We start from the raw sequence: 18,694 nt of genomic DNA, 5'->3' as shown, positions 1-18,694 counted from the left end.
GTCCGGAGACCGGGCCGCACGCCGCGAATCGACTGGATCCGTTCGGTCAGCGTCCGCCACCGCCGCCGTGGCCTCCGCCACCGCCGCCGTGGCCTCCGCCACCGCCGCCGTGGCCTCCGCCACCGCCGCCGTGGTCACCGCCACCGCCGTGGTCGCCGCCACCGCCGTGGTCGCCACCGCCGCCGTGGTCACCGCCACCGCCGTGGTCGCCACCGCCGCCGAAGTCGCCGCCGTGGTCGCCGCCACGTCCGCCGAAGTCGCCGCCGTGGTCGCCACCGCGTCCACCATGGTCGCCGTAGCCGCCGCCGTCGTTGTCCCACCAACCGTGGTCCGAGAAGTCGCGGCTGTAACCGGAGTGGTCGTGGGAGTTGTAGTTCGAGTCATGGGCCGATGCGGTCCCGGCCGCCCCGATCGCGGCGCCGCCGGCCATCATGATGCCGGCCGCGGACACGGCGAAGAGGCGCTTGACGCGCTGTGCTCGCATGGGTTGTACCTTTCCTTCCATCGTCTCGCGCATGGGGACCGCGCGAGAATGATGGCCGCGCCCGCCTGAAGAAGATGTGCGGCGCGGTCGTCGGCGTCACAGCCGGATGCGACACGTCCGACGGGCCCCGCGGTGGAGACCTCGCCGGAGGGGCGTGCCTCCGGTTGCGGCTCTCATGGGTAGACGCTAGTCGCCCGCTCGGGTGATGGCATCTTGAGCGGCGGTGGCGGGGCCGGAAGAGACGGGAAGGAGGAAGGCGGGGCGCCCGCGCGAATAACACGGCGGATGCCGGGCACGCGGAGCAGTGCCCAAGGGGGTGCATCACATGTCCACGGGAACACTTCTCGCCATCATCATTCCGATCATCGTCGTGCTGGCCCTGATCGCCGTTGCGGTCTCCCTGCTGAACCGCCGCCGCCACCTGCGCGAGCGCTTCGGCCCCGAGTACGAGCGGACCGTCGAGGGCGCCGAGAGCCGCAGGGCGGGCGAGCGCGAACTCAAGGCCCGTGAAAAGCGGCACGACTCGCTGGACATCAAGCCGCTGCCCGCCGTCTCACGCGACCGCTACACGCGCGAGTGGAGCAGCGTCCAGCAGGAGTTCGTGGACCGGCCCGAGGACGCGGTGCACGACGCGGACCGGCTGGTGACCTCGCTGATGCACGAGCGGGGCTACCCGACCGGCGGGTTCGAGCAGCAGGCCGCGGACCTCTCCGTCGAACACGGCAGGACGCTCGAGCACTACCGGGCCGCCCACGAGGTCGAAGCGCTCAGCACCAGCAGCAAGGCCACCACCGAGCAGTTGCGCGGCGCCATGGTGCACTACCGGGCGCTCTTCGACGAACTGCTCTCCGACGGCGGCCGGGCCCAACCCGCCCGGTCCTGACCCGGTCCGCCACCCCGGCCGGCGCCTGTGACGGTGCCGCCCGGCAGGGAGGAACACCATGCACAGAGACAAAGACCAGCCGAGCCGCTTCAGCGGCGGCCTGTCCACCGAGGACCTGGCACAGCAGCCCTCCGGTGCACCGGCGCCCACCGACGCCGAACAAGGGACGGCCGCCCGCAGGCCCCCCGTCTTCCCCGGTGAGAGCACCGGCGGGACGACCGGGGAGCAGGCCCCGGGCAGGCGCCCCGGCACCACCGGCACGCCGACGGCGGACCGCGGTGACACGGCGGCGGACACGGCCGGAACACCCGACACGGTCCGAGCGCCCGACACGGCCACGACACCGGACATGCCGGGGACTTCGGACCCGGTCAGGGCTTCGGACATGTCCGGGACCGCCGACACGGCGGCGCCTGCCGGTACGGGGGGAACTCCACAAGCGGCCGGGACCCGGGGAACGCCCACCACGTCCACCGACGACGCCGAGGGCGCCCCGCGGCTGCTGAGCGAGGAGGACGAGCAGGGGTTCCGCGAGCGCTGGGGCGAGACCCAGAGCCAGTTCGTCGACGACCCCCGGGAGGCCGTGCACACCGCCGACACCCTCGTCGCCGACGTCATGCAGACCCTGGCCGCGACCTTCGCCCGGCACAAGCAGGAGCTGGAAGGCCAGTGGAGCCAGGGCGAACAGGTGGACACGGAGGAACTGCGCAAGGCGCTGCGCCGCTACCGGTCCTTCTTCAACCGTCTCCTCAGCACCTGACAGCCCGCCCGTCCACAGGTGTCCTCCGCCGCCGCCGGGGTACCGGCGTGTCGTGCGGAGGACACCTGTGGCTGAGGGACGATGGGCCTGCCCGGACGGTCAGGAGGGCGGGCTGGGAACGGAGGGGCTGCGGTGGACCAGCGGGTCGCGGGGCAGCGGGAGCGGGACGGCTCCCCGGCGCGAGCGCCCGGCGACGGCGCCCCCGGCACCGATCGGAACAGGCCGGCGGGGGACGCCCGGCGGCGCATCCCGCGCACCGACGCCGTCCTGCGGGACCCACGACTGCTCCGGGCGGCGCGGCGGCTCGGCCCGGGCCCCGTCAAGGCGGCCGTGCGGCAGGCGCAGGAACAGGCACGCCACGGCAGCCTCGCGCCCGAGGACGTGGTGGACACGGCCCTCGCGCTGCTGCCGCCCACGGCCGGGGGACTGCGCCCGGTGATCAACGCCACCGGCGTCCTCCTGCACACCAACCTCGGCCGGGCGCCGCTGTCGGCGGCTGCCCGGCAGGCGGTGCGGGACGCCGCCGGCCCCACCGACGTCGAACTGGACCTCGCCACCGGCGTCCGGGCCCGCCGCGGCCGCAGCGCCCTGGCGGCCCTGCGCGCCCGGGTCCCGGTCGCGCCCGCAGCGCACGTCGTCAACAACGGCGCCGCCGCCCTGGTCCTCGCCGCGACCGCGCTCGCCGCCGGCCGGGAGATCGTCATCAGCCGCGGGGAGATGGTGGAGATCGGCGACGGATTCCGCCTGCCCGACCTGCTGGTCTCCACCGGCGCCCGGCTCCGCGAGGTCGGCACCACCAACCGTACGGACGTCACGGACTACGCCGGGGCCGTCGGCCCGCGGACCGGCTTCGTCCTGAAGGTCCACCCGTCCAACTTCCGCGTCACCGGCTTCACCCGCGCCGCCGCGACCCGCGACCTCGCGACACTGGGCGTGCCGGTCGTCGTCGACATCGGCTCCGGGCTGCTCGCCCCCCACCCGCTGCTGCCGGACGAGCCCGACGCCGAGACCGAACTGCGGGCCGGTGCCGCCCTGGTGACCGCCAGCGGGGACAAACTGCTCGGCGGGCCCCAGTGCGGACTCCTCCTCGGCGACGCCGAACTCGTCCACCGCCTCGCCAGGCACCCCCTGGCCCGCGCCCTGCGCGTCGACAAGCTCACCCTCGCCGCGCTGGAGGCGACCCTGACCGGCCCCGCGACCCCGACCGCCACCGCCCTGACCGCCGACCCCGGGGAGCTGACGCGCCGCGCCGAACGGCTCGCCGCCGCGCTCGGCGACGCCGGCATCGACGTACGGGCCGTGGGCTGCGCCGCCACGGTCGGCGGCGGAGGCGCACCCGGCGTGACGCTGCCCAGCGCGGCCCTGTCCCTCCCCGAACGGTACGCCGCGGCCCTGCGCACCGGACCGCTCCCCGTCGTCGGACGGGTCGAGGCCGGGCGGTGCCTGCTCGACCTGCGGGCGGTCCCGGCCGAGGACGACGAACGGCTGGCCGGGGCCGTGCGACGGGCCGCGGAAGGGTAGGCGGGCGCCATGCGGGTCCTGACCACCGCCGGCCACGTCGACCACGGCAAGTCCGCCCTGGTGCGGGCCCTGACCGGGATGGAGCCCGACCGCTACGAGGAGGAACGGCGCCGCGGGCTCACCCTGGACCTCGGCTTCGTGTGGACGCGGACCGAACCGGACGGCGAGTACCTCGCCTTCGTCGACGTGCCGGGGCACGAGAAGTTCGTCGCCACCATGCTGGCCGGGGCGGGCCCCGTGCCCGCGGTGCTGTTCGTGGTCGCCGCCGACCAGGGCTGGCAGCCGCAGTCGCAGGAGCACCTCGTGATCCTCGACGCGCTCGGCGTGCGCCACGCCGTGCTCGCCGTGACCCGCAGCGACCTCGCCGACCCCGAGCCGGTGCGCGCGGACGCGGTCAGGCGGCTGGCCGCCACCTCGCTGGGCACCGTGCCGTCCGTCGCGGTGAGCACCGTGACCGGCGCCGGCCTGGACGCGCTGCGCACCGAGCTGGCCCGCCTCGCCGACGCCCTGCCCGTACCGCCCGCCGACGCCGACGTACGGCTGTGGCTGGACCGCGCCTTCACGGTGCGCGGCCACGGCACCGTCGTGACCGGCACGCTCGGCGCGGGCACCCTCAGGGTCGGCGACCGGCTGGTGGCCTCCGACGGCACGACCGCGCTGCGGGTGCGGGCGCTGCAGAGCCTCCGGCGGGAGCGGACGGCCGTCAGCGGGGTGGCGCGCGTCGCGGTCAACGTGCACGGCTCCCTGGACGGAGCGCTGCGCCGCGGGGACGTGCTGCTGACCCCGGACCGCTGGCTGCTCACCGACCTGATCGACGTCCGTGTGGCCGGTGAACCGGCCGGTGAACTGCCGCGGACGGTACGCCTGCACCTCGGCACGGCCGCCGTCGCGGTGACCGTCCGACCGCTGGGCGAGGACACCGCCCGGCTCACCCTGAGCCGGGCGCTGCCGCTGCGCGTCGGGGACCGGGCGGTCCTGCGCGAACCGGGCGGCGGCCGCACGCCCTGCGCGGCGACCGTCCTCGACGTCCGTCCGCCGCGCCTGGACCGGCGGGGCGCGGGCCGGGCCCGCGCCGCGGAACTCGCCATGCTGACCGGCCGGCCCGACGGCGCCGCCGAACTGCGCCGCCGCCGGCTCGTCCGCCGTACGGAGCTGCTGGCCATGGGCGTGCCCGCGCCCGCCGAGCCGGTCACCGGCGACTGGCTCGCCGACGAGCACCACTGGGCCGGACTGCGGACGCGGCTGGCCGCCGAGGTCGAGCGGTACGCCGGGGAACACCCCATGGAGCCGGGCCTGCCCACCGAAGCCGCCCGGCGGCTGCTCGAGCTGCCCGACCGCGCTCTGGTGGACGCCCTCGCCCGCACCCCGGGCGCCACCGCGCTGCACAGCAGGGAAGGTCGGTTGTACGGCCCCGGCAGCGTCCGCCCCGCCCTGCCACCGTCCCTGCGGGCCGCCGTGGACGCCGTACGCCAGGAACTGGAGAAGACGCCCTTCCGGGCGCCCGAGGCCGACCGGCTCGCCGAACTCGGCCTGCACCGCAAGGCGTTGGCCGCCGCCGTCCGGGCGCGCGCGCTGCTGCGCGTGAGCGACACCGTCGTCCTGCTGCCGGGGGCGGACACCGAGGCCGCCGCGGTGCTGCGCCGGCTGCCGCAGCCCTTCACCCTGAGCGAGGCGCGCAGGGCCCTCGACACCACCCGCCGGGTCGCCGTGCCGCTCCTGGAGCTCCTCGACGCCCGCGGACACACCGAACGCGTCGACGACCTGCACCGGCGCTGCCGCCCGCAGGACCCTCGAAAGCCCCCGAACACGTGAAGCACGAGGGCGGCACGTGAAGCGGGCGACAGCTGAAGGGGGACGGAGGCGGACGGGAATCGAACCCGCCTGCCCGAGATCCTCGGGCACCTCGGTTTTGAAGACCGGGAGGGCCACCAGGCACCCACACGCCTCCACCGCCCGCCAGGCTACCGGAAGGACCCGGCATGACCGCCAGCCGCGAGACACCCGTACGGCTCACGCAGTTCGCCCACGGCGGGGGCTGCGCCTGCAAGATCCCGCCCGGTGAGCTGGAGGACCTGCTCGGCGGGCTGACGGCGCCGCTGCCGCCGCCGGCCGACGCCCCGATGCTGGTCGGCCCGGCCACCGGCGACGACGCGGCGGTCGTCGCCCTGCCCGCACCGCAGGGGACCGCCGCGCCGGCGCTCGTGTCCACCGCCGACTTCTTCACCCCGGTCGTCGACGACCCCTACGACTGGGGCCGCATCGCCGCGGCCAACGCCCTGTCCGACGTGTACGCCATGGGCGGCCGCCCGCTCCTCGCCGTGAACCTCCTGGCCTGGCCCCGCGAGGTACTGCCCTTCGAGCTGGCCCGCGAGGTGCTGCGCGGCGGCCTCGAGATCGCCGCCGAGGCCGGCTGCCACGTCGGCGGCGGGCACAGCGTGGACGATCCGGAACCCAAGTACGGCATGGCCGTCACCGGTGTCGCGGACCCGGCCCGGCTGCTGCGCAACGACGCCGGCCGCCCCGGCCTGCCGCTGTCCTTGACCAAACCGCTCGGCCTGGGCGTCCTGAACAACCGTCACAAGGCCACCGGGGAGCGGTTCGCGCAGGCGGTGGCCACGATGGTGGCCCTCAACCGGGACGCGGCAGCCGCCGCCCTCGCCGCGGGCGCCCGCTGCGCCACCGACGTGACGGGCTTCGGGCTCCTCGGCCACCTGCACAAACTGGCCCGAGCCTCGGGCGTCACCGCGGTGGTCGACACCGCCGCCGTGCCCTACCTGGAGGGCGCCCGCGAAGCCGTCCGCGCGGGGTACGTCAGCGGGGGCACGCGGCGCAACCTGGAGTGGGTGGCGCCGTTCACCGACTTCGGCGGCACCGACCCCGACACGCGGCTGCTGCTGGCCGACGCGCAGACCTCCGGCGGCCTGCTCGTCGCCGGGGAGGTCCCCGGGGCCCCCGTGATCGGCGAACTGGTCCCGCGCGGCCCGCACTCGCTCGTCCTCAGGTGAGACGACACGGACCGGCCGGGGGACGGGGCACCGCCCGCACGGACGCCCCTCACGGCTCCGTCCCGGTGCGGTCGTCGATGCCGGCCCGCCGCCGGTAGGAACGCACCAGCGCCGGGGCGGCCGGCCCGCGGGGGCGGCGCCCCGGGCGGATGTCGACGGCGAACGCCTTGGTCTCCTGGATGTGGGTGTTGGGGTCCAGGGACAGGTGCACCAGTTCGTTGGCCGCGTCGCCCGTGCTGCGGCCGTTCGGGCCCCAGTGGTACGGCAGCCCCACCTGGTGCAGGGTGCGGCCGTGCACCGTCAGCGGCGGCACGCGGTCGGTCACCAGGACCCGCGCCTCCACGACTCCCCGGGCGCTCACGATCGTCGCCCACCCGGTGTGCTCGAGTCCGCGCTCGGCGGCGAGATCGGGCGAGACCTCGCAGAAGAACTCCGGCTGCAACTCCGCCAGGTACGGCTGCCAGCGGGACATGCCGCCCGCGGTGTGGTGTTCGGTGAGCCGGTAGGTGGTGGCCACGTACGGGAACACCTCCGAGCCGGGCTCGTCACCGCTGGGCTGGTAGCGGTTGTCCGGGAGGGACGGCATGACCTGCCGCACCGGGTTGCGCTGCCTGCCGTAGAGCAGGTTCGGGAAGGGCGAGTCCTGCGGCTCGTAGTGGGTCGGCAGCGGGCCGTCGGTGAGCCCGGAGGGCACGTACAACCACGCCTTGCCGTCGGCCTGCATGACGAACGGGTCGATGCCCGAGAGCGCCTCGGGGCCGGTGGCGTCCGGCGGGGGCCGGTGACCGGGCGCCTTGTCCTTCTTGAAGTCGGGGATGTCGTGGCCGGTCCACTCGCCCTCCTCGGCGTCCCACCACACCAGGGCCTTGCGCTCGCTCCACGGCCTGCCCTCCGGGTCCGCCGACGCACGGTTGTACAGGATGCGGCGGTTGGCGGGCCACGCCCAGCCCCACTGGGACGCCACCCAGTCCTGTTCCGTACCGGGCTTGCGCCGCGCGGCCTGGTTCACCCCGTCGGCGTACACCCCGCAGTAGATCCAGCAGCCGCAGACGGTGGAGCCGTCGGCCGCGAGCTGCTCGTAGGAGGCCAGGGGACGGCCCTCGGCGTCGCGCCCGTTGATCTCCGCGAGGACCTCTTCCGCGTCCGGCTCGGCCCGCCCGCCCTTGGTCCCGTAGTCCCACGTCAGGTCCAGCACCGGCCGGTCCATCGGATCGGCCGACCCGGCCAGCTTCTCGCGGATGATCCGCCCGAGGTGGTAGGTGAACCACAGGTCGCTGCGCGCCTCGCCGGCCGGCTCCACGGCCTGGTGGTGCCACTGGAGCAGCCGCTGCGTGTTGGTGAAGCTGCCGTCCTTCTCGGTGTGCGCGGCGGCCGGCAGGAAGAACACCTCCGTGCCGATGTCCTCCGTACGCAGCTCGCCCGTCTCGATCTCCGGGCCGTCCTTCCACCAGGTGGCCGACTCGATCAGCGAGAAGTCCCGCACGACCAGCCAGTCCAGGTTGGCCATGCCCAGCCGCTGGAGCTTGGCGTTCGCAGAACCCACCGCCGGGTTCTCACCCATGAGGAAGTAGCCCTTGCAGACACCCTCCAGCTGGGCCGTCACCGTCTCGTACGTGGAGTGCGAGCCGGTCAGGCGCGGCAGGTAGTCGAAGCAGAAGTCGTTGTCCTCCGTGGCCGCGTCGCCCCAGTACGCCTTGAGCAGGCTGACCGTGTAGGCGCGCATGTTGCCCCAGTAGCCCTTGCGGGCGGCCTCGCCGCGCACGAAGGCGTCCAGGTCCTCGTCGCGGTGGGCGTGCGGCATCGGGATGTACCCGGGCAGCAGGTTGAACAGGGTCGGGATGTCCGTGGACCCCTGGATGGAGGCGTGTCCGCGCAGCGCCATGATGCCGCCGCCCGGACGGCCGATGTTGCCGAGCAGGCTCTGCAGCACGGCCGCGGCCCGGATGTACTGCACCCCCACCGTGTGCTGGGTCCAGCCCACCGCGTACGCGAAGGCGGTGGTCCGCTCGCGCCCGGAGTTCTCCGTGACCAGCTCGCACACCTGCCGGAACTGGTCCTGCGGCACCCCGCAGATCCGTTCCACCAGCTCGGGTGTGTAGCGGGCGTAGTGCCGCTTGAGCACCTGGAACACGCAGCGCGGGTGGCTGAGTGTCTCGTCCCGTTCGGGCTCGCCCTCGCCGACGTCGGGGCCGCCCGAGCCGTGGGACTCGCCTCCCGCCGCCTCGGTCACCGAACGGCCGCCACCGGTGCGCTTGCCGTACTCCTCGTCGCGCTGCCCGGAGGCCGCCTGCATCTCCGTCCCCTCGTACTGCCAGCTGCTGTTGTCGTAGCTGCGGCCGTCGGCGTCCAGCCCGGAGAACACCCCGTCCAGGTCCTCGGTGTCGCGGAAGTCCTCCCGCAGCACCACCGGCGCGTTGGTGTAGGCCACGACGTAGTCACGGAAGTACGCGTCCGTGCTCAGCACGTGGTTGATGATGCCGCCGAGGAAGGCGATGTCCGACCCCGCGCGCAGCGGCACGTGCAGGTCCGCGAGCGCACTGGTGCGGGTGAACCGCGGGTCCACGTGGACCACCTTCGCGCCGCGCGCCTTGGCCTCCATCACCCACTGGAACCCGACAGGATGGCACTCGGCCATGTTCGAGCCCTGGATGACGATGCAGTCGGCGTTCTGCAGGTCCTGCTGGAAGGTGGTCGCGCCGCCGCGCCCGAACGAGGTTCCCAGACCGGGAACGGTGGAGGAGTGTCAAACACGCGCCTGGTTCTCGATCTGAATCGCTCCGAGCGCCGTGAAGAGCTTCTTGATCAGGTAGTTCTCTTCGTTGTCCAGCGTCGCGCCACCCAGACTGGCCACGCCGAGCGTGCGCCGGGTGCGCGTGCCGTCGACCTCCCACTGCCAGCCCGCGCGCCGCGCCTCGATCATCCGGTCGGCGATCATGTCCATCGCCGTGTCCAGGTCCAGGCGCTCCCACTCGGCGCCGTGCGGACGCCGGTACAGGACGTAGTGCTCGCGGGCGCTCCCGGTGGTCAGCTGGAGACTCGCCGAGCCCTTCGGGCACAGCCGGCCGCGGGAGATCGGGGAGTCGGGGTCGCCCTCGATCTGCGTGACCCGCTCGTCCTCGACGTACACGTTCTGGCCGCAGCCCACGGCGCAGTAGGGGCAGATGGACTTCACCACCCGGTCGGCCGAGGCGACCCGGGGCGTGAGCCGCGCGCTCGGCCCGCTCTTGGCGGCGGCGCCGCGGCCCAGGGGGTCGGTGCCCTTGAGCTGGCGGTAGACCGGCCAGGAGTCGATCCAGGTGCGTACACCCATGACGTCGTCCTCCTTCCGGCACCGCGCTCCGCGGCGCGGTTGCTGCGGAGTACCCCGGACGCGCCCGGCGAAACCGGGCCCGGCCCGGCCGCGGGCACCCGGCCGGTCAGCCGACGCAGCCGTTCGCGCTGGGGTACGGCCGGTCAGCCGGCGCGGGCCCGCAGCCGTTCGCGCTGGGGTACGACCGTGTAGCGCGGATCCTCGGCGGAGGCCACGCCCGCGTGGAAGACGCCGAAGCGCAGCGCCGCCGACCCCGTCAGCAGCGCCGCCCCCGCCACCACCCCCAGCGCCCGGCCGCGTCCCCCGCGTCCCGCGCCCGCGCACGCCGCCAGCGCGGCACCGCCCGCGGTCAGCACCTCCGCGGCCCGCAGCAGCCGGTGCGGCCGGCCCTGCTCGAACGGCTCGGCCGCCAGCCCCATACCCCGCTTCATCAGACGGAAGGCGCCCAGCTCCAGCGCGGCGCCCAGCACCGCCGTCCGGCGTGCCGGACCCGTCTGCCGGGGCGGCGCGCAGGCCAGCGCCAGACCGGCCGCCGCGCTCGCCCCGGACCCCGCGAAGACGAACGGCAGCGCGCGGTAGCCCTCGTGCCAGGCGGGCACCGCCGTGTCGGAGAGCAGGACGGCGGTGTACGTGACGACGGCCGGCCCCAGGACGGCCGCCGCGGCGGTGGCGCCCGCGCCGACGAGCCGCCACCGGCCCGTGACGTCGGCGGCAGCGGCGGCCAGGGTCAGCGGCGCGTACCCGGCCAGCAGCCACGAGCCGGTGTTCATCGGCGAGGTGGGCTTGAACACGCGGAGCATGTTGAGGAAGCGGGCGGGCCGGCCCAGATCGTGCACCAGCGCGCCCAGCGACAGGGTGATGGCACCGGCCGCGCCCAGCTTCGCCACCCGCGTCAGCGCGGGCCGCCCGGTGACCTGCCCGCCGGCCGCCAGCACGGACGACCCGCCGGCCAGCCCGCCGAGGTAGAGGTACCCGGCGATGTCGACCGGCTTCCACGTGGGTTTGTTCAGGACCGGTTCGCCGTAGTACGAGGAGAACGAGGCGTCGGGGACCATCGGCTGCTCCCGGCGTCCGCGCCGACCGCGACCGCGACCGTGCCGGCCGGCGGGCCCGGGCGCCGGTGCGTCCCGGCCGGGCCGCGCGCCCCGCACACCCTCGCGTGTGACGTCCGATCCGCCGCCCGACGTCCCGCCCGCTCCCGGGTTCGCCGCTCCGCCCGCGCCGTCCGCTGCGCCGTCCGGTCCGTTCACCGGGGCCTCCTGAGGAAACCGGCGACACCCAGTGCGGCGAGCGACGCGGCGGCCATCGCCGCGTGTCTCCACATCGAGGGCAGGTCCCGGGTGGTGACCACCGGGTCGGGCGGCAGGCCGTAGACCTCGGGCTCGTCGAGCAGCAGGAAGAAGGCGCCGTCGCCGCCGACCCCGTCCTCCGGGTTCTCCCCGTAGAGCCGGGCCCCGGTGACGCTCGCCGCGTGCAATCCCGTCACCCGGGCGGCGGCCCGCTCCCGCAGTTCCTCCAGTGGGCCGAACTGGATGGACTCGGTCGGGCACGCCTTCGCGCACGCCGGTTCCATCCCGACGCCGAGCCGGTCGTAGCACAGCGTGCACTTCCAGACCCGGCCGTCCCCCTCGCGCTGGTCGATGACACCGTAGGGGCAGGCCGGCACGCAGTACCCGCAGCCGTTGCACACGTCCTCCTGGACCACGACGGTGCCGAACTCGGTGCGGAACAGCGCTCCGGTGGGGCAGACGTCCAGGCACGCCGCGTGCGTGCAGTGCTTGCACACGTCGGAGGACATCAGCCAGCGCAGCTCGGTGCGCCCGTCGGGCGTGGGCGGGGCGGCCGGTGCGGCCGGTGCGGTGGGGGCGGCCTTCGGGTCGGCGAGGCCGCGAGCAGCCTCGAACACGTCGAACCCGCCGGGACCGGTCCCGGGTTCCGGCCCGGCGGCCGGCCCGGTCTGTTCGATGAAGGCGACGTGCCGCCAGGTGTTCGCGCCCAGGCCGCGCGTGTTGTCGTAGGACATGCCGGTCAGCTCCAGCCCGTCCGCGGGCACGGAGTTCCACTCCTTGCACGCCACCTCGCACGCCTTGCAGCCGATGCAGACGGAGGTGTCGGTGAAGAAGCCCATGCGCGGCGGGGCGTCGGGGTAACCGGCGGCCTCGGCCACGTTCGGCTGCGGCCCGTACAGCAGGTTGCGGGAAGCGGACGGGGGCCTGCCGTCCGCCCGGCCCGCCGCCGTGTCGCCCTCGCTCATGCTCCGGCCTCCTCGTTCGGCTCCCGCCCGGCACGCGGCGCCGCCCGGGCAGGAGCGCGTGCAAGAGCCCGGCACGGGTTCCCTCGGGGGGCCTGGGCGAAACCGCGCCGGACGGGGAGGGGTCAGGGCCCGGTGTCCGGCGGCAGGTGCGCGTTGTGCCAGGCGATGGCCCGGCGGATCTCCGGTTCGTGCAGGCCCGTGCGGCAGCCGAGCTGCACCAGCGTGAGCACCGGTGTGCCGCCGCTCAGGGCACGGTCGATCTTCGCCGCCCAGAGTTCCTCCTGGACGAAGGGGCGGTGCCGGTACTGCTCCTGTACCACCGCGAAATGGGCCTCGCCGCACGCGGTGACGAGGCGCATCCCGTCGCACCAGTCCTGGGTGGGATGGACGGCGGAGGAGTCGGGCACGTACCCGCTCACCGCCTCGTCCGCGGGGAACGCCAGGGCGCACAGGTCGCACAGCTCCAGCGGTACGGGTGCGACGGGCCGTACGCGCTTCCTGCGCTTCCACATGGCGACTCCCGGGGGTGCAGCGCGCTCGACACAAGGAGTTGCCCGTCGGGCGGACTCCGAAACGCGAAACGCCCCGGTGGCGCGGCCGAACGCCCGCCCCCGGGGCTCACGCTCCCCGGCTCTCGCCGGGGCTCACGCGGCCCTCACGCTCCACGGCCGGCCCGGCGGGGCGGACGGGACGGGCCCGGGCCGCGCCACGGGTCTCGGCGGCCAGGGAAGCGACGGCGGCCGCAGGCCCGCCGTGCTCGGCCGCGCGCCGCAGCCGCCGTGCCGCGCTGCCCTCGGCCAGGGCCCTCTCCAGCAGCTCGCCCACGGTGTCCCGGTCGCCGGTCGCCTCCAGTGCCGGGCGGAGCCGGCCCACCATGCCGAGCAGGACCGTACGCGCGGCGGCGGCCCGGCGCGTGACCGGATCGACCAGGGGGCCTTCCAGGCCCGAGCGCGCCGCCTGCCATGTGGCCGCCCGCAGCCATTCGTGGTGGCCGTCGCACCCGGGGTGCTCCCGCCGGGCGAGCCGGACGCAGGCGTCGTGGACGAGCGCCCGGAAGAGCCCGGCCACCAGCACCACCGTCGTCACGCGCGGGCAGGCGTCGCAGATGCGCAGCTCCAGTGTGCGCTGGTGCGCGGAGGGCCGGACGTCGTAGTAGATCATGCCCGCGTCACTGATCACCCCCGAGCGGACCAGGTCGCTGAGCAGGGCGTCGTAGGAGGCGGCACCGGAGTGGCAGCCGGCCGGTCCGGCGGTGGGCCAGCGCTGCCACAGCATCGTCCGCCAGCTCGCGTAGCCGGTGTCGGCGCCCAGCCAGAACGGGGAGCTGGCGGAGAGCGCGAGCAGCGGTGGGAGCCAGGGCGCGACCAGGCACATGGCGCGCACGGCGGTGTCCCGGTCGGGGACGTCCACGTGGATCTGGGCGCTGCAGATCAGCTGTTCGTCGGCGACCCGCCGGTACTGCTCGGCCATGCGGCGGTAGCGCGGGTCGTCGGTGACATCACCCGGGGTGAGGGCGGCCAGGGGCACGGTCCCTGCGGCCACCACCGCGACTCCGAGCGAGGAGGCCGCCCCGGCGAGGCGCTGCCGGGACGCGACCAGGTCGGCGAAGAGGCCGTCGAGGGTGTCGTGCACCCCGCTGTTCCTCTCCACGACCGACCGCTGCAGCTCGGGCGCGAACCCGGGCTCCGCCAGCCGTCCCAGCACCGCGGCGGCCCGGGGCACCAGCCGGCCGCTCTCCGCCTCCACGAGGTGGAACTCCTCCTCGGCCCCGATGCGCAACGTCACGGTGCATCCCCGCTCTCGTGGGCCGGGTGCCGCCCGGCGTCGCCGCCGTGCCGGTCAGCGCATGGCCCGGTACGCCGCCGCGGTCGTCAGGCCGTACACCAGGTGCGGTACGGCGTCGGACACCCAGGACGCCAGGTCCCAGGAGGCGGGGTCGGTCAGCCGCAGGGTGATCGAGGGCGCGTTGGCGCCCACCATCACGGCGGCGCCCAGCAGCGGTCCGGCCGCCCAGTCGTTCAGGGGCGGGCGGCGGTGCCGGAGCAGACCGTAGACCACCCCTGCGCCCACACCCGTGGCGTACCCCATGAGCGCGCCGGCCGCCTGGGTGCGGTTCTCCTTCTCCTCACCGTCCCCGAGCGGTATCCGGGCGCGGTCCGCGAGACGCTTTGCGACCTGCGCCGGGATACCGCTGGACGGCCGCCCGCGCAGCAGCATGTCGCCGTAGGTGACCATGTCCAGGGCCAGCGTGCCCGCGGCACCCGCCAGCAGGCCTTTGGTGATCGCGTGCATACCGGGCTCCCTCTCCCTCGACCGGAACCGGGTCAGTTCCACAGGGAGTAGGTCACCACGCGCTCGTACCCGTCCGGCCGGTGGCCGGGGAAGGCGAGGCTGAGCCGGGTGAAGTGCTGGACCTGCGGGTGCTTCTTCCACGGCTGTGCGCGGTCGAGCCGCACGACGACCGGGTACGAGTGGAAGGTGCCCGCCGCGCAGTACGGCTTGCAGTCGTTGACGAGGTTGACGCCCTCGGCCACCGCCGACCGGCCGTTCCACTTCGTCCAGTGCAGCGAGGACAGGCGGCTGTTCGCGTCGCCGCACGCCAGGATGAACGCGTCGGGACGCGTCTGCGGCTTCCAGAAGCAGTCGACGAAGACGGGCTGCCGATGCGTCGTGTGCGAGGCCGCTGTCGGTGACGCCTGCGCCGCGGATGCGGCGGAGGCCGTTCCCAGGCCCGCGGTGAGCATCACGGCTGCACCGAGTGTGACCGCTGTCCTCACTGTGTGTTCGCCCATGTCCGCTCCCGGCCGACGACGTCAGAAACTCTTCCACGACGCTACGACGGGGCCGGAGGTTGCACCACTCGGACGGAGCAGCGACGGCCCGCCCCGAGGGAGCCGGTGGAGGCGGTGCAGCCTCAGCCGGGGGGCTGCCCGCGTGCGGGCACGCCGAGCGGTGGGTCGCCGTCGTCCGGACCCGGCTGACACGTCTCGCACAGTTCGTGCTGCCCGTCATGGGTGACGACGGTTCCCCAGCCCAGGCAGTGCTCGCAGTCGCGGGCGAGACCCAGGTCGGGGTGCGGAGGCGGGGTGGGGCTGTGGTGGGCTCCGTACGCCATGCGGGGGCGGCTCCTCGAAGTCGCGATGCGGATGCGCACCATTTTGTCTGATTTTTCTGTCTTGTCCAGAAGTATTTTCCGGTCGGCCGGCCGGGGCGGGGGCCGGCGGACAATCGCTCCGGCCGGTGCGGCCCGACCGGCGGGACCACGTCCGGCCGGACCACGTTCAGGTCAGCACACCGTCGACCGCGATGTTCAGATGGCGCGGTCCGCGCAGCACCGCGTTCTGCCGGTAGGGCGGGGGGTCCTCGACGAGCCGGGGGTTGTCCAGGCGCCGGGCCAGCTCGGTGAGCGCGATCTGTGTCTCCAGCCGGGCCAGCGGCGCGCCGAAGCAGACGTGCACACCGCTGCCGAACCCGAGGTGCTGGATGTCCCCCCGGTCCGGGTCGAACCGGTCGGGGTCCGCGAAGCGCTCCGGATCCCGGTTGCCCGCGCCCAGCACCAGCCAGATCCGCGACCCCTTGGGGATCGTCACCCCGCGCACCTCGATGTCCGTGATGCAGGTGCGCGAGGGCACGAGCTGGACCGGGGGCTCGTACCGCAGCAGCTCCTCGACGATGTCGACGCAGAACCCGGGGTCCTCGCGCAGCCGCCGCAGGTACTCCGGGTGGCGCAGCAGGGTGAGCATGCCGTTGGTGATGAGGTTGACCGTCGTCTCGTGTCCCGCGATCAGCAGCAGTACCGCCGTGCTGAGCACCTCCATCGTCGACATGGAGCCGTCGGGCCCGTGACCGGCCGTCAGGTCGGACAGCATGTCGTCGCGGGGCTCCTTGGACCGCTGCTCCACCAGCCCCGCCAGGTACATGCCGAGCTGGATCCGCGCCTCCTGCGCGGCGCGCTGGACCGGGGCCTCGGGGTTGTCGCGCGAGTCCGGGTCCAGGCCGGCGACGATCGGGTCCACCCAGGAACGGAAGCGCGGCTCGTCCTCGCGGGGCACCCCGAGGAGCCGGCAGATCACGGTCACCGGGAAGGGGTACGCGAACTGGTCGACGAGGTCGATCTGCCCGGCGTCACCGAGCCCGTCGAGGAGTTCGGCGACGATGCGGCCGAGTTCGTCGCGCATCGAGTCGATCCGGTGGGGCCGGTGCGGCGGCCCGAACGAGCTGTTGGCGATCCGGCGCAGCCGGTCGTGCTCGGGCGGGTCGAGCCGGATGAAGCTCGGCGGCAGGCCCGTCGCCTCCGGCTCGGACAGCTCGTCGGCGCCCGGTGCGCTGAGGTTGCGGGCGTCCGAGCTGATCCGGGGATCGTGCAGCAGGGCCTGGATGTCGTAGTAGGAGCTGATGACGTACGGGCCGCCCTCCTCCTCGTGCAGCACCGGTGTTTTGCGGAGTTCCGCGTAGAGCGGGTACGGGTCGGCGCGGCTGGAGAAGTCGGTGATCCGGCGCATGAGCGACGGTTGCGTCATGGGGAGGTCCTCTGGTGGGGGAGGGGCGGGGCGCCGGCCGGGCGGCGCGGCGGTCAGTGGCGGGCCGGGGTGAAGACCATGCGCCGGTCGGCGGGCGAGTATCCGCTGAGGGTCACCGTCGGGCCGTGCGTCGGCAGGGACGGGTCGGGGAAGTCGGCCGGGACCGGCTTGCGGCCCTCCGGCCGCCGGTCCACCGTCGGGTACTCCACCGGGAACGGCGCGCCGCTCTCGATCTGCCGCTCGTAGAACTCGAGCCACCGCGTGTTGTCGAAGCTCACGGCCGCGATGACCCGGCCCTGGTAGCCGTAGACCCCGACGAAGCGGCGCTCGGCGAGCGAGCCCTGAGTGATCATGATCTCCTCGCCCATGGACGGCACGCCCACGGACTTGATGTTCACGCCGAACTGCGAAGACCAGAAGGCCGGGACCCACATGTGCGGGCGCCGCTCGGAACTGGCGCTGATCATGTTGTGCGCGGCCACCTCCGCCTGCGCCACGGCATTGCCCCAGTGCTCCAGGGAGAGGAACTGGTAGCCGAACAGCGGGTGCGGGGAGCGGGCCACGTCACCGGCCACGTACACGTCGTCGGTGACGATGCCCCGGAAGTCGAACGCCCGGCAGCCCGCGTCGCAGGCGATGCCGCGCGGTCCCGCGCCGAGCCCGGAACCGGCCAGCCAGTCGGTGTTGCGGGTCGCGCCCAGGCACACCACCACGACGTCCGTCTCCACGACGCTGCCGTCGGACAGGTGGGCGGCCCGCACCCGGCCGACCGAGTTGCCCTCCAGCCCGGTGACCATGACACCGGTGCGCAGGTCGACCCCGTTGTCGTGGTGCAGGTCGGCGGCGACCGCACCGACCACCCCGCCGAGCGCGCCCACCAGCGGAGCGTCGGCCCGCTCGGCCACGGTGACGGCGATGCCCCGGTCGCGGCAGGCGGAGGCGATCTCCGACCCGGTGAACCCGGCTCCGATCACGAACACCCGGCGCGGCGCGGCCTTCAGCCGCCGGTGCAGCCGTACGGCGTCGTCCCGGGTACGCAGCACGAAGACCCCGTCGAGCTGAGCCTCCTCCGCCTTCGGCCAGGGCCGGGCGCGGACCCCGGTCGCGATCAGCAACCGGTCGTAGGGCACCTCGTCGCCGTCGGCGAGCAGCACCCGCTGTCCCGCGAGGTCGAGACCGGTCGCGGCCACGCCCAGGCGCCACGTCGCGTCTATCTCGCGGCGCCGGGGAAGGTCCGTGCGGTCCGGCGCCGCCTTGTCGAGCAGGACCGCCTTGGACAACGGCGGCCGGTCGTACGGCCGGTGGGGCTCGTCCCCGATCATGGTCAGTGATCCGGCGAAACCCTCCGCGCGCAGGGTCTCGGCGGCGCGCAGCCCGGCCAGCGAGGCACCGACGACGACGATGCGGCCCTCGCGGCGCAGCCACTCGTGGAACTGCTCAGCGGGCATCGAAGGCCCCCTGCCCGGCCGCGGCGGAGCGCTCGTCCCTCTCGCGCAGACCGTCCGCCGTGATCGCCCCCACCGGGCAGGCGGCCACGGCGCGGGCCACCTTCTCCCGCTGCTCGCTGTCGGCCCACGGGCTGTACACGAGTGACTCCTCACCGTGCATCGTGAACACGTCCGGTGCGAGGAAGGCGCACTGGGCATAGCCCTGGCACTTGTTGAGATCGACGACAAGCCTCATTGGCGACCCGCCCTTCCGGCGGCCTGGTCTTCGGGATCCACCCTCTCGGCGGGCGCCCTCGGACGGCGGTCATCTCCCCCACGACAGGATCCACAGCGCACGGGGCACGTCGCGCGCCGGAGCCCGCCGTCGGAGTGACGGGACAACGGGCCAGCGGGACAGCGCGAGAACGGCAGATAGTCGGAACGGGACGAAAGGAGAAGAGGCGAAGGGGCGCTGGGCCACAGGGGGCGGAAGAGGGGAGACGGGGAGCGAGCGGGAGCGGCCTCCGCCG

Annotated in this window: 17 protein-coding genes and 1 tRNA gene; 5 read left to right on the top strand and 13 right to left on the bottom strand. The window is 74.4% G+C overall.

The features are described 5' to 3' along the window. Positions 1–46: 46 nt before the first annotated feature. On the bottom strand, positions 47–484 hold the full coding sequence (locus ACFC02_RS19550; RefSeq protein ID WP_376358414.1) for a hypothetical protein: 438 nt from the start codon (positions 482–484) through the stop codon (positions 47–49). Between the two features lie 325 nt (positions 485–809). On the opposite strand from ACFC02_RS19550, the gene ACFC02_RS19545 reads away from it, so the two are divergent. The 4 genes from ACFC02_RS19545 (at position 810) to ACFC02_RS19530 (ending at position 5,460) form a co-directional block, all read left to right on the top strand. Then, the gene (locus ACFC02_RS19545; protein WP_376358411.1) at positions 810–1,367 is read left to right on the top strand and encodes a hypothetical protein; all 558 of its coding nucleotides are present in this window, start codon (positions 810–812) and stop codon (positions 1,365–1,367) included. 58 nt (positions 1,368–1,425) lie between these two features. Beyond that, a complete protein-coding gene (locus ACFC02_RS19540) occupies positions 1,426–2,127 on the top strand; it encodes a hypothetical protein (RefSeq protein WP_376358408.1) in 702 nt (233 codons plus the stop codon). Positions 2,128–2,259: 132 nt separating this feature from the next. Then, positions 2,260–3,648 carry an L-seryl-tRNA(Sec) selenium transferase gene (gene selA / locus ACFC02_RS19535; protein WP_376358405.1) on the top strand — a complete coding sequence of 463 codons (1,389 nt, stop codon included), beginning with the start codon at positions 2,260–2,262 and terminating at the stop codon, positions 3,646–3,648. Between the two features lie 9 nt (positions 3,649–3,657). Next, the gene (locus ACFC02_RS19530) at positions 3,658–5,460 is read left to right on the top strand and encodes a SelB C-terminal domain-containing protein (protein WP_376358402.1); all 1,803 of its coding nucleotides are present in this window, start codon (positions 3,658–3,660) and stop codon (positions 5,458–5,460) included. 43 nt (positions 5,461–5,503) lie between these two features. Here the strand turns inward: ACFC02_RS19530 and ACFC02_RS19525 are convergent. Then, positions 5,504–5,596, bottom strand: a tRNA-Sec gene (locus ACFC02_RS19525). Positions 5,597–5,627: 31 nt separating this feature from the next. On the opposite strand from ACFC02_RS19525, the gene selD reads away from it, so the two are divergent. After that, positions 5,628–6,653 (top strand): selenide, water dikinase SelD, encoded by a 1,026-nt coding sequence (selD, locus tag ACFC02_RS19520; protein WP_376358399.1) that lies wholly within the window; start codon positions 5,628–5,630, stop codon positions 6,651–6,653. 49 nt (positions 6,654–6,702) lie between these two features. Here selD and fdh read toward each other — a convergent pair whose 3' ends face one another. From fdh to ACFC02_RS19465, 11 genes are all read right to left on the bottom strand, one after another. Next, on the bottom strand, positions 6,703–9,963 hold the full coding sequence (fdh, locus tag ACFC02_RS19515) for a formate dehydrogenase (protein ID WP_376358396.1): 3,261 nt from the start codon (positions 9,961–9,963) through the stop codon (positions 6,703–6,705). Positions 9,964–10,106: 143 nt separating this feature from the next. Continuing rightward, complete coding sequence (nrfD, locus tag ACFC02_RS19510) at positions 10,107–11,018, bottom strand: NrfD/PsrC family molybdoenzyme membrane anchor subunit (RefSeq protein WP_376358393.1); 912 nt, start codon at positions 11,016–11,018, stop codon at positions 10,107–10,109. A 191-nt stretch (positions 11,019–11,209) separates the two neighbouring features. Further along, the gene (locus tag ACFC02_RS19505; RefSeq protein WP_376358390.1) at positions 11,210–12,217 is read right to left on the bottom strand and encodes a 4Fe-4S dicluster domain-containing protein; all 1,008 of its coding nucleotides are present in this window, start codon (positions 12,215–12,217) and stop codon (positions 11,210–11,212) included. Between the two features lie 122 nt (positions 12,218–12,339). Continuing rightward, positions 12,340–12,729, bottom strand: a complete 390-nt coding sequence (locus ACFC02_RS19500; RefSeq protein WP_376358387.1) for a hypothetical protein — start codon at positions 12,727–12,729, stop codon at positions 12,340–12,342. A gap of 106 nt (positions 12,730–12,835) precedes the next feature. Continuing rightward, entirely contained in the window at positions 12,836–14,002 is a 1,167-nt protein-coding gene (locus tag ACFC02_RS19495; RefSeq protein WP_376358384.1) for a glutamate--cysteine ligase, read from the bottom strand. Between the two features lie 54 nt (positions 14,003–14,056). Next, a complete protein-coding gene (locus ACFC02_RS19490) occupies positions 14,057–14,509 on the bottom strand; it encodes a hypothetical protein (protein WP_376358382.1) in 453 nt (150 codons plus the stop codon). Positions 14,510–14,541: 32 nt separating this feature from the next. Beyond that, positions 14,542–15,009, bottom strand: coding sequence for a hypothetical protein (locus ACFC02_RS19485; protein ID WP_376358379.1), 468 nt, complete (start codon positions 15,007–15,009; stop codon positions 14,542–14,544). A gap of 122 nt (positions 15,010–15,131) precedes the next feature. Next, on the bottom strand, positions 15,132–15,332 hold the full coding sequence (locus ACFC02_RS19480; RefSeq protein WP_360972884.1) for a hypothetical protein: 201 nt from the start codon (positions 15,330–15,332) through the stop codon (positions 15,132–15,134). Between the two features lie 166 nt (positions 15,333–15,498). Then, positions 15,499–16,737: a cytochrome P450 gene (locus ACFC02_RS19475; RefSeq protein WP_376358375.1), complete on the bottom strand. Its 1,239-nt coding sequence runs from the start codon at positions 16,735–16,737 to the stop codon at positions 15,499–15,501. Between the two features lie 53 nt (positions 16,738–16,790). Then, a complete protein-coding gene (locus ACFC02_RS19470; protein WP_376358372.1) occupies positions 16,791–18,185 on the bottom strand; it encodes an NAD(P)/FAD-dependent oxidoreductase in 1,395 nt (464 codons plus the stop codon). Continuing rightward, a complete protein-coding gene (locus ACFC02_RS19465; protein WP_360972889.1) occupies positions 18,175–18,420 on the bottom strand; it encodes a ferredoxin in 246 nt (81 codons plus the stop codon). The genes ACFC02_RS19470 and ACFC02_RS19465 overlap by 11 nt, the downstream gene beginning before the upstream one ends. Positions 18,421–18,694 lie beyond the last annotated feature (274 nt).

The sequence above is a fragment of the Streptomyces sp. NPDC056160 genome (assembly GCF_042268205.1).
Lineage (GTDB): Bacteria > Actinomycetota > Actinomycetes > Streptomycetales > Streptomycetaceae > Streptomyces.
This window is presented reverse-complemented; position numbering and strand designations above follow the sequence as displayed.

What these genes read in the sequence shown, in the direction of transcription:
- ACFC02_RS19550 (WP_376358414.1), bottom strand. Translation starts at nt 484, where the DNA reads ATGCGAGCACAGCGCGTCAAGCGCCTCTTCGCCGTGTCCGCGGCCGGC.
- ACFC02_RS19545 (WP_376358411.1), top strand. Translation starts at nt 810, where the DNA reads ATGTCCACGGGAACACTTCTCGCCATCATCATTCCGATCATCGTCGTG.
- ACFC02_RS19540 (WP_376358408.1), top strand. Translation starts at nt 1,426, where the DNA reads ATGCACAGAGACAAAGACCAGCCGAGCCGCTTCAGCGGCGGCCTGTCC.
- ACFC02_RS19530 (WP_376358402.1), top strand. Translation starts at nt 3,658, where the DNA reads ATGCGGGTCCTGACCACCGCCGGCCACGTCGACCACGGCAAGTCCGCC.
- selD (WP_376358399.1), top strand. Translation starts at nt 5,628, where the DNA reads ATGACCGCCAGCCGCGAGACACCCGTACGGCTCACGCAGTTCGCCCAC.
- nrfD (WP_376358393.1), bottom strand. Translation starts at nt 11,018, where the DNA reads ATGGTCCCCGACGCCTCGTTCTCCTCGTACTACGGCGAACCGGTCCTG.
- ACFC02_RS19505 (WP_376358390.1), bottom strand. Translation starts at nt 12,217, where the DNA reads ATGAGCGAGGGCGACACGGCGGCGGGCCGGGCGGACGGCAGGCCCCCG.
- ACFC02_RS19500 (WP_376358387.1), bottom strand. Translation starts at nt 12,729, where the DNA reads ATGTGGAAGCGCAGGAAGCGCGTACGGCCCGTCGCACCCGTACCGCTG.
- ACFC02_RS19490 (WP_376358382.1), bottom strand. Translation starts at nt 14,509, where the DNA reads ATGCACGCGATCACCAAAGGCCTGCTGGCGGGTGCCGCGGGCACGCTG.
- ACFC02_RS19485 (WP_376358379.1), bottom strand. Translation starts at nt 15,009, where the DNA reads ATGGGCGAACACACAGTGAGGACAGCGGTCACACTCGGTGCAGCCGTG.
- ACFC02_RS19480 (WP_360972884.1), bottom strand. Translation starts at nt 15,332, where the DNA reads ATGGCGTACGGAGCCCACCACAGCCCCACCCCGCCTCCGCACCCCGAC.
- ACFC02_RS19475 (WP_376358375.1), bottom strand. Translation starts at nt 16,737, where the DNA reads ATGACGCAACCGTCGCTCATGCGCCGGATCACCGACTTCTCCAGCCGC.
- ACFC02_RS19470 (WP_376358372.1), bottom strand. Translation starts at nt 18,185, where the DNA reads ATGCCCGCTGAGCAGTTCCACGAGTGGCTGCGCCGCGAGGGCCGCATC.
- ACFC02_RS19465 (WP_360972889.1), bottom strand. Translation starts at nt 18,420, where the DNA reads ATGAGGCTTGTCGTCGATCTCAACAAGTGCCAGGGCTATGCCCAGTGC.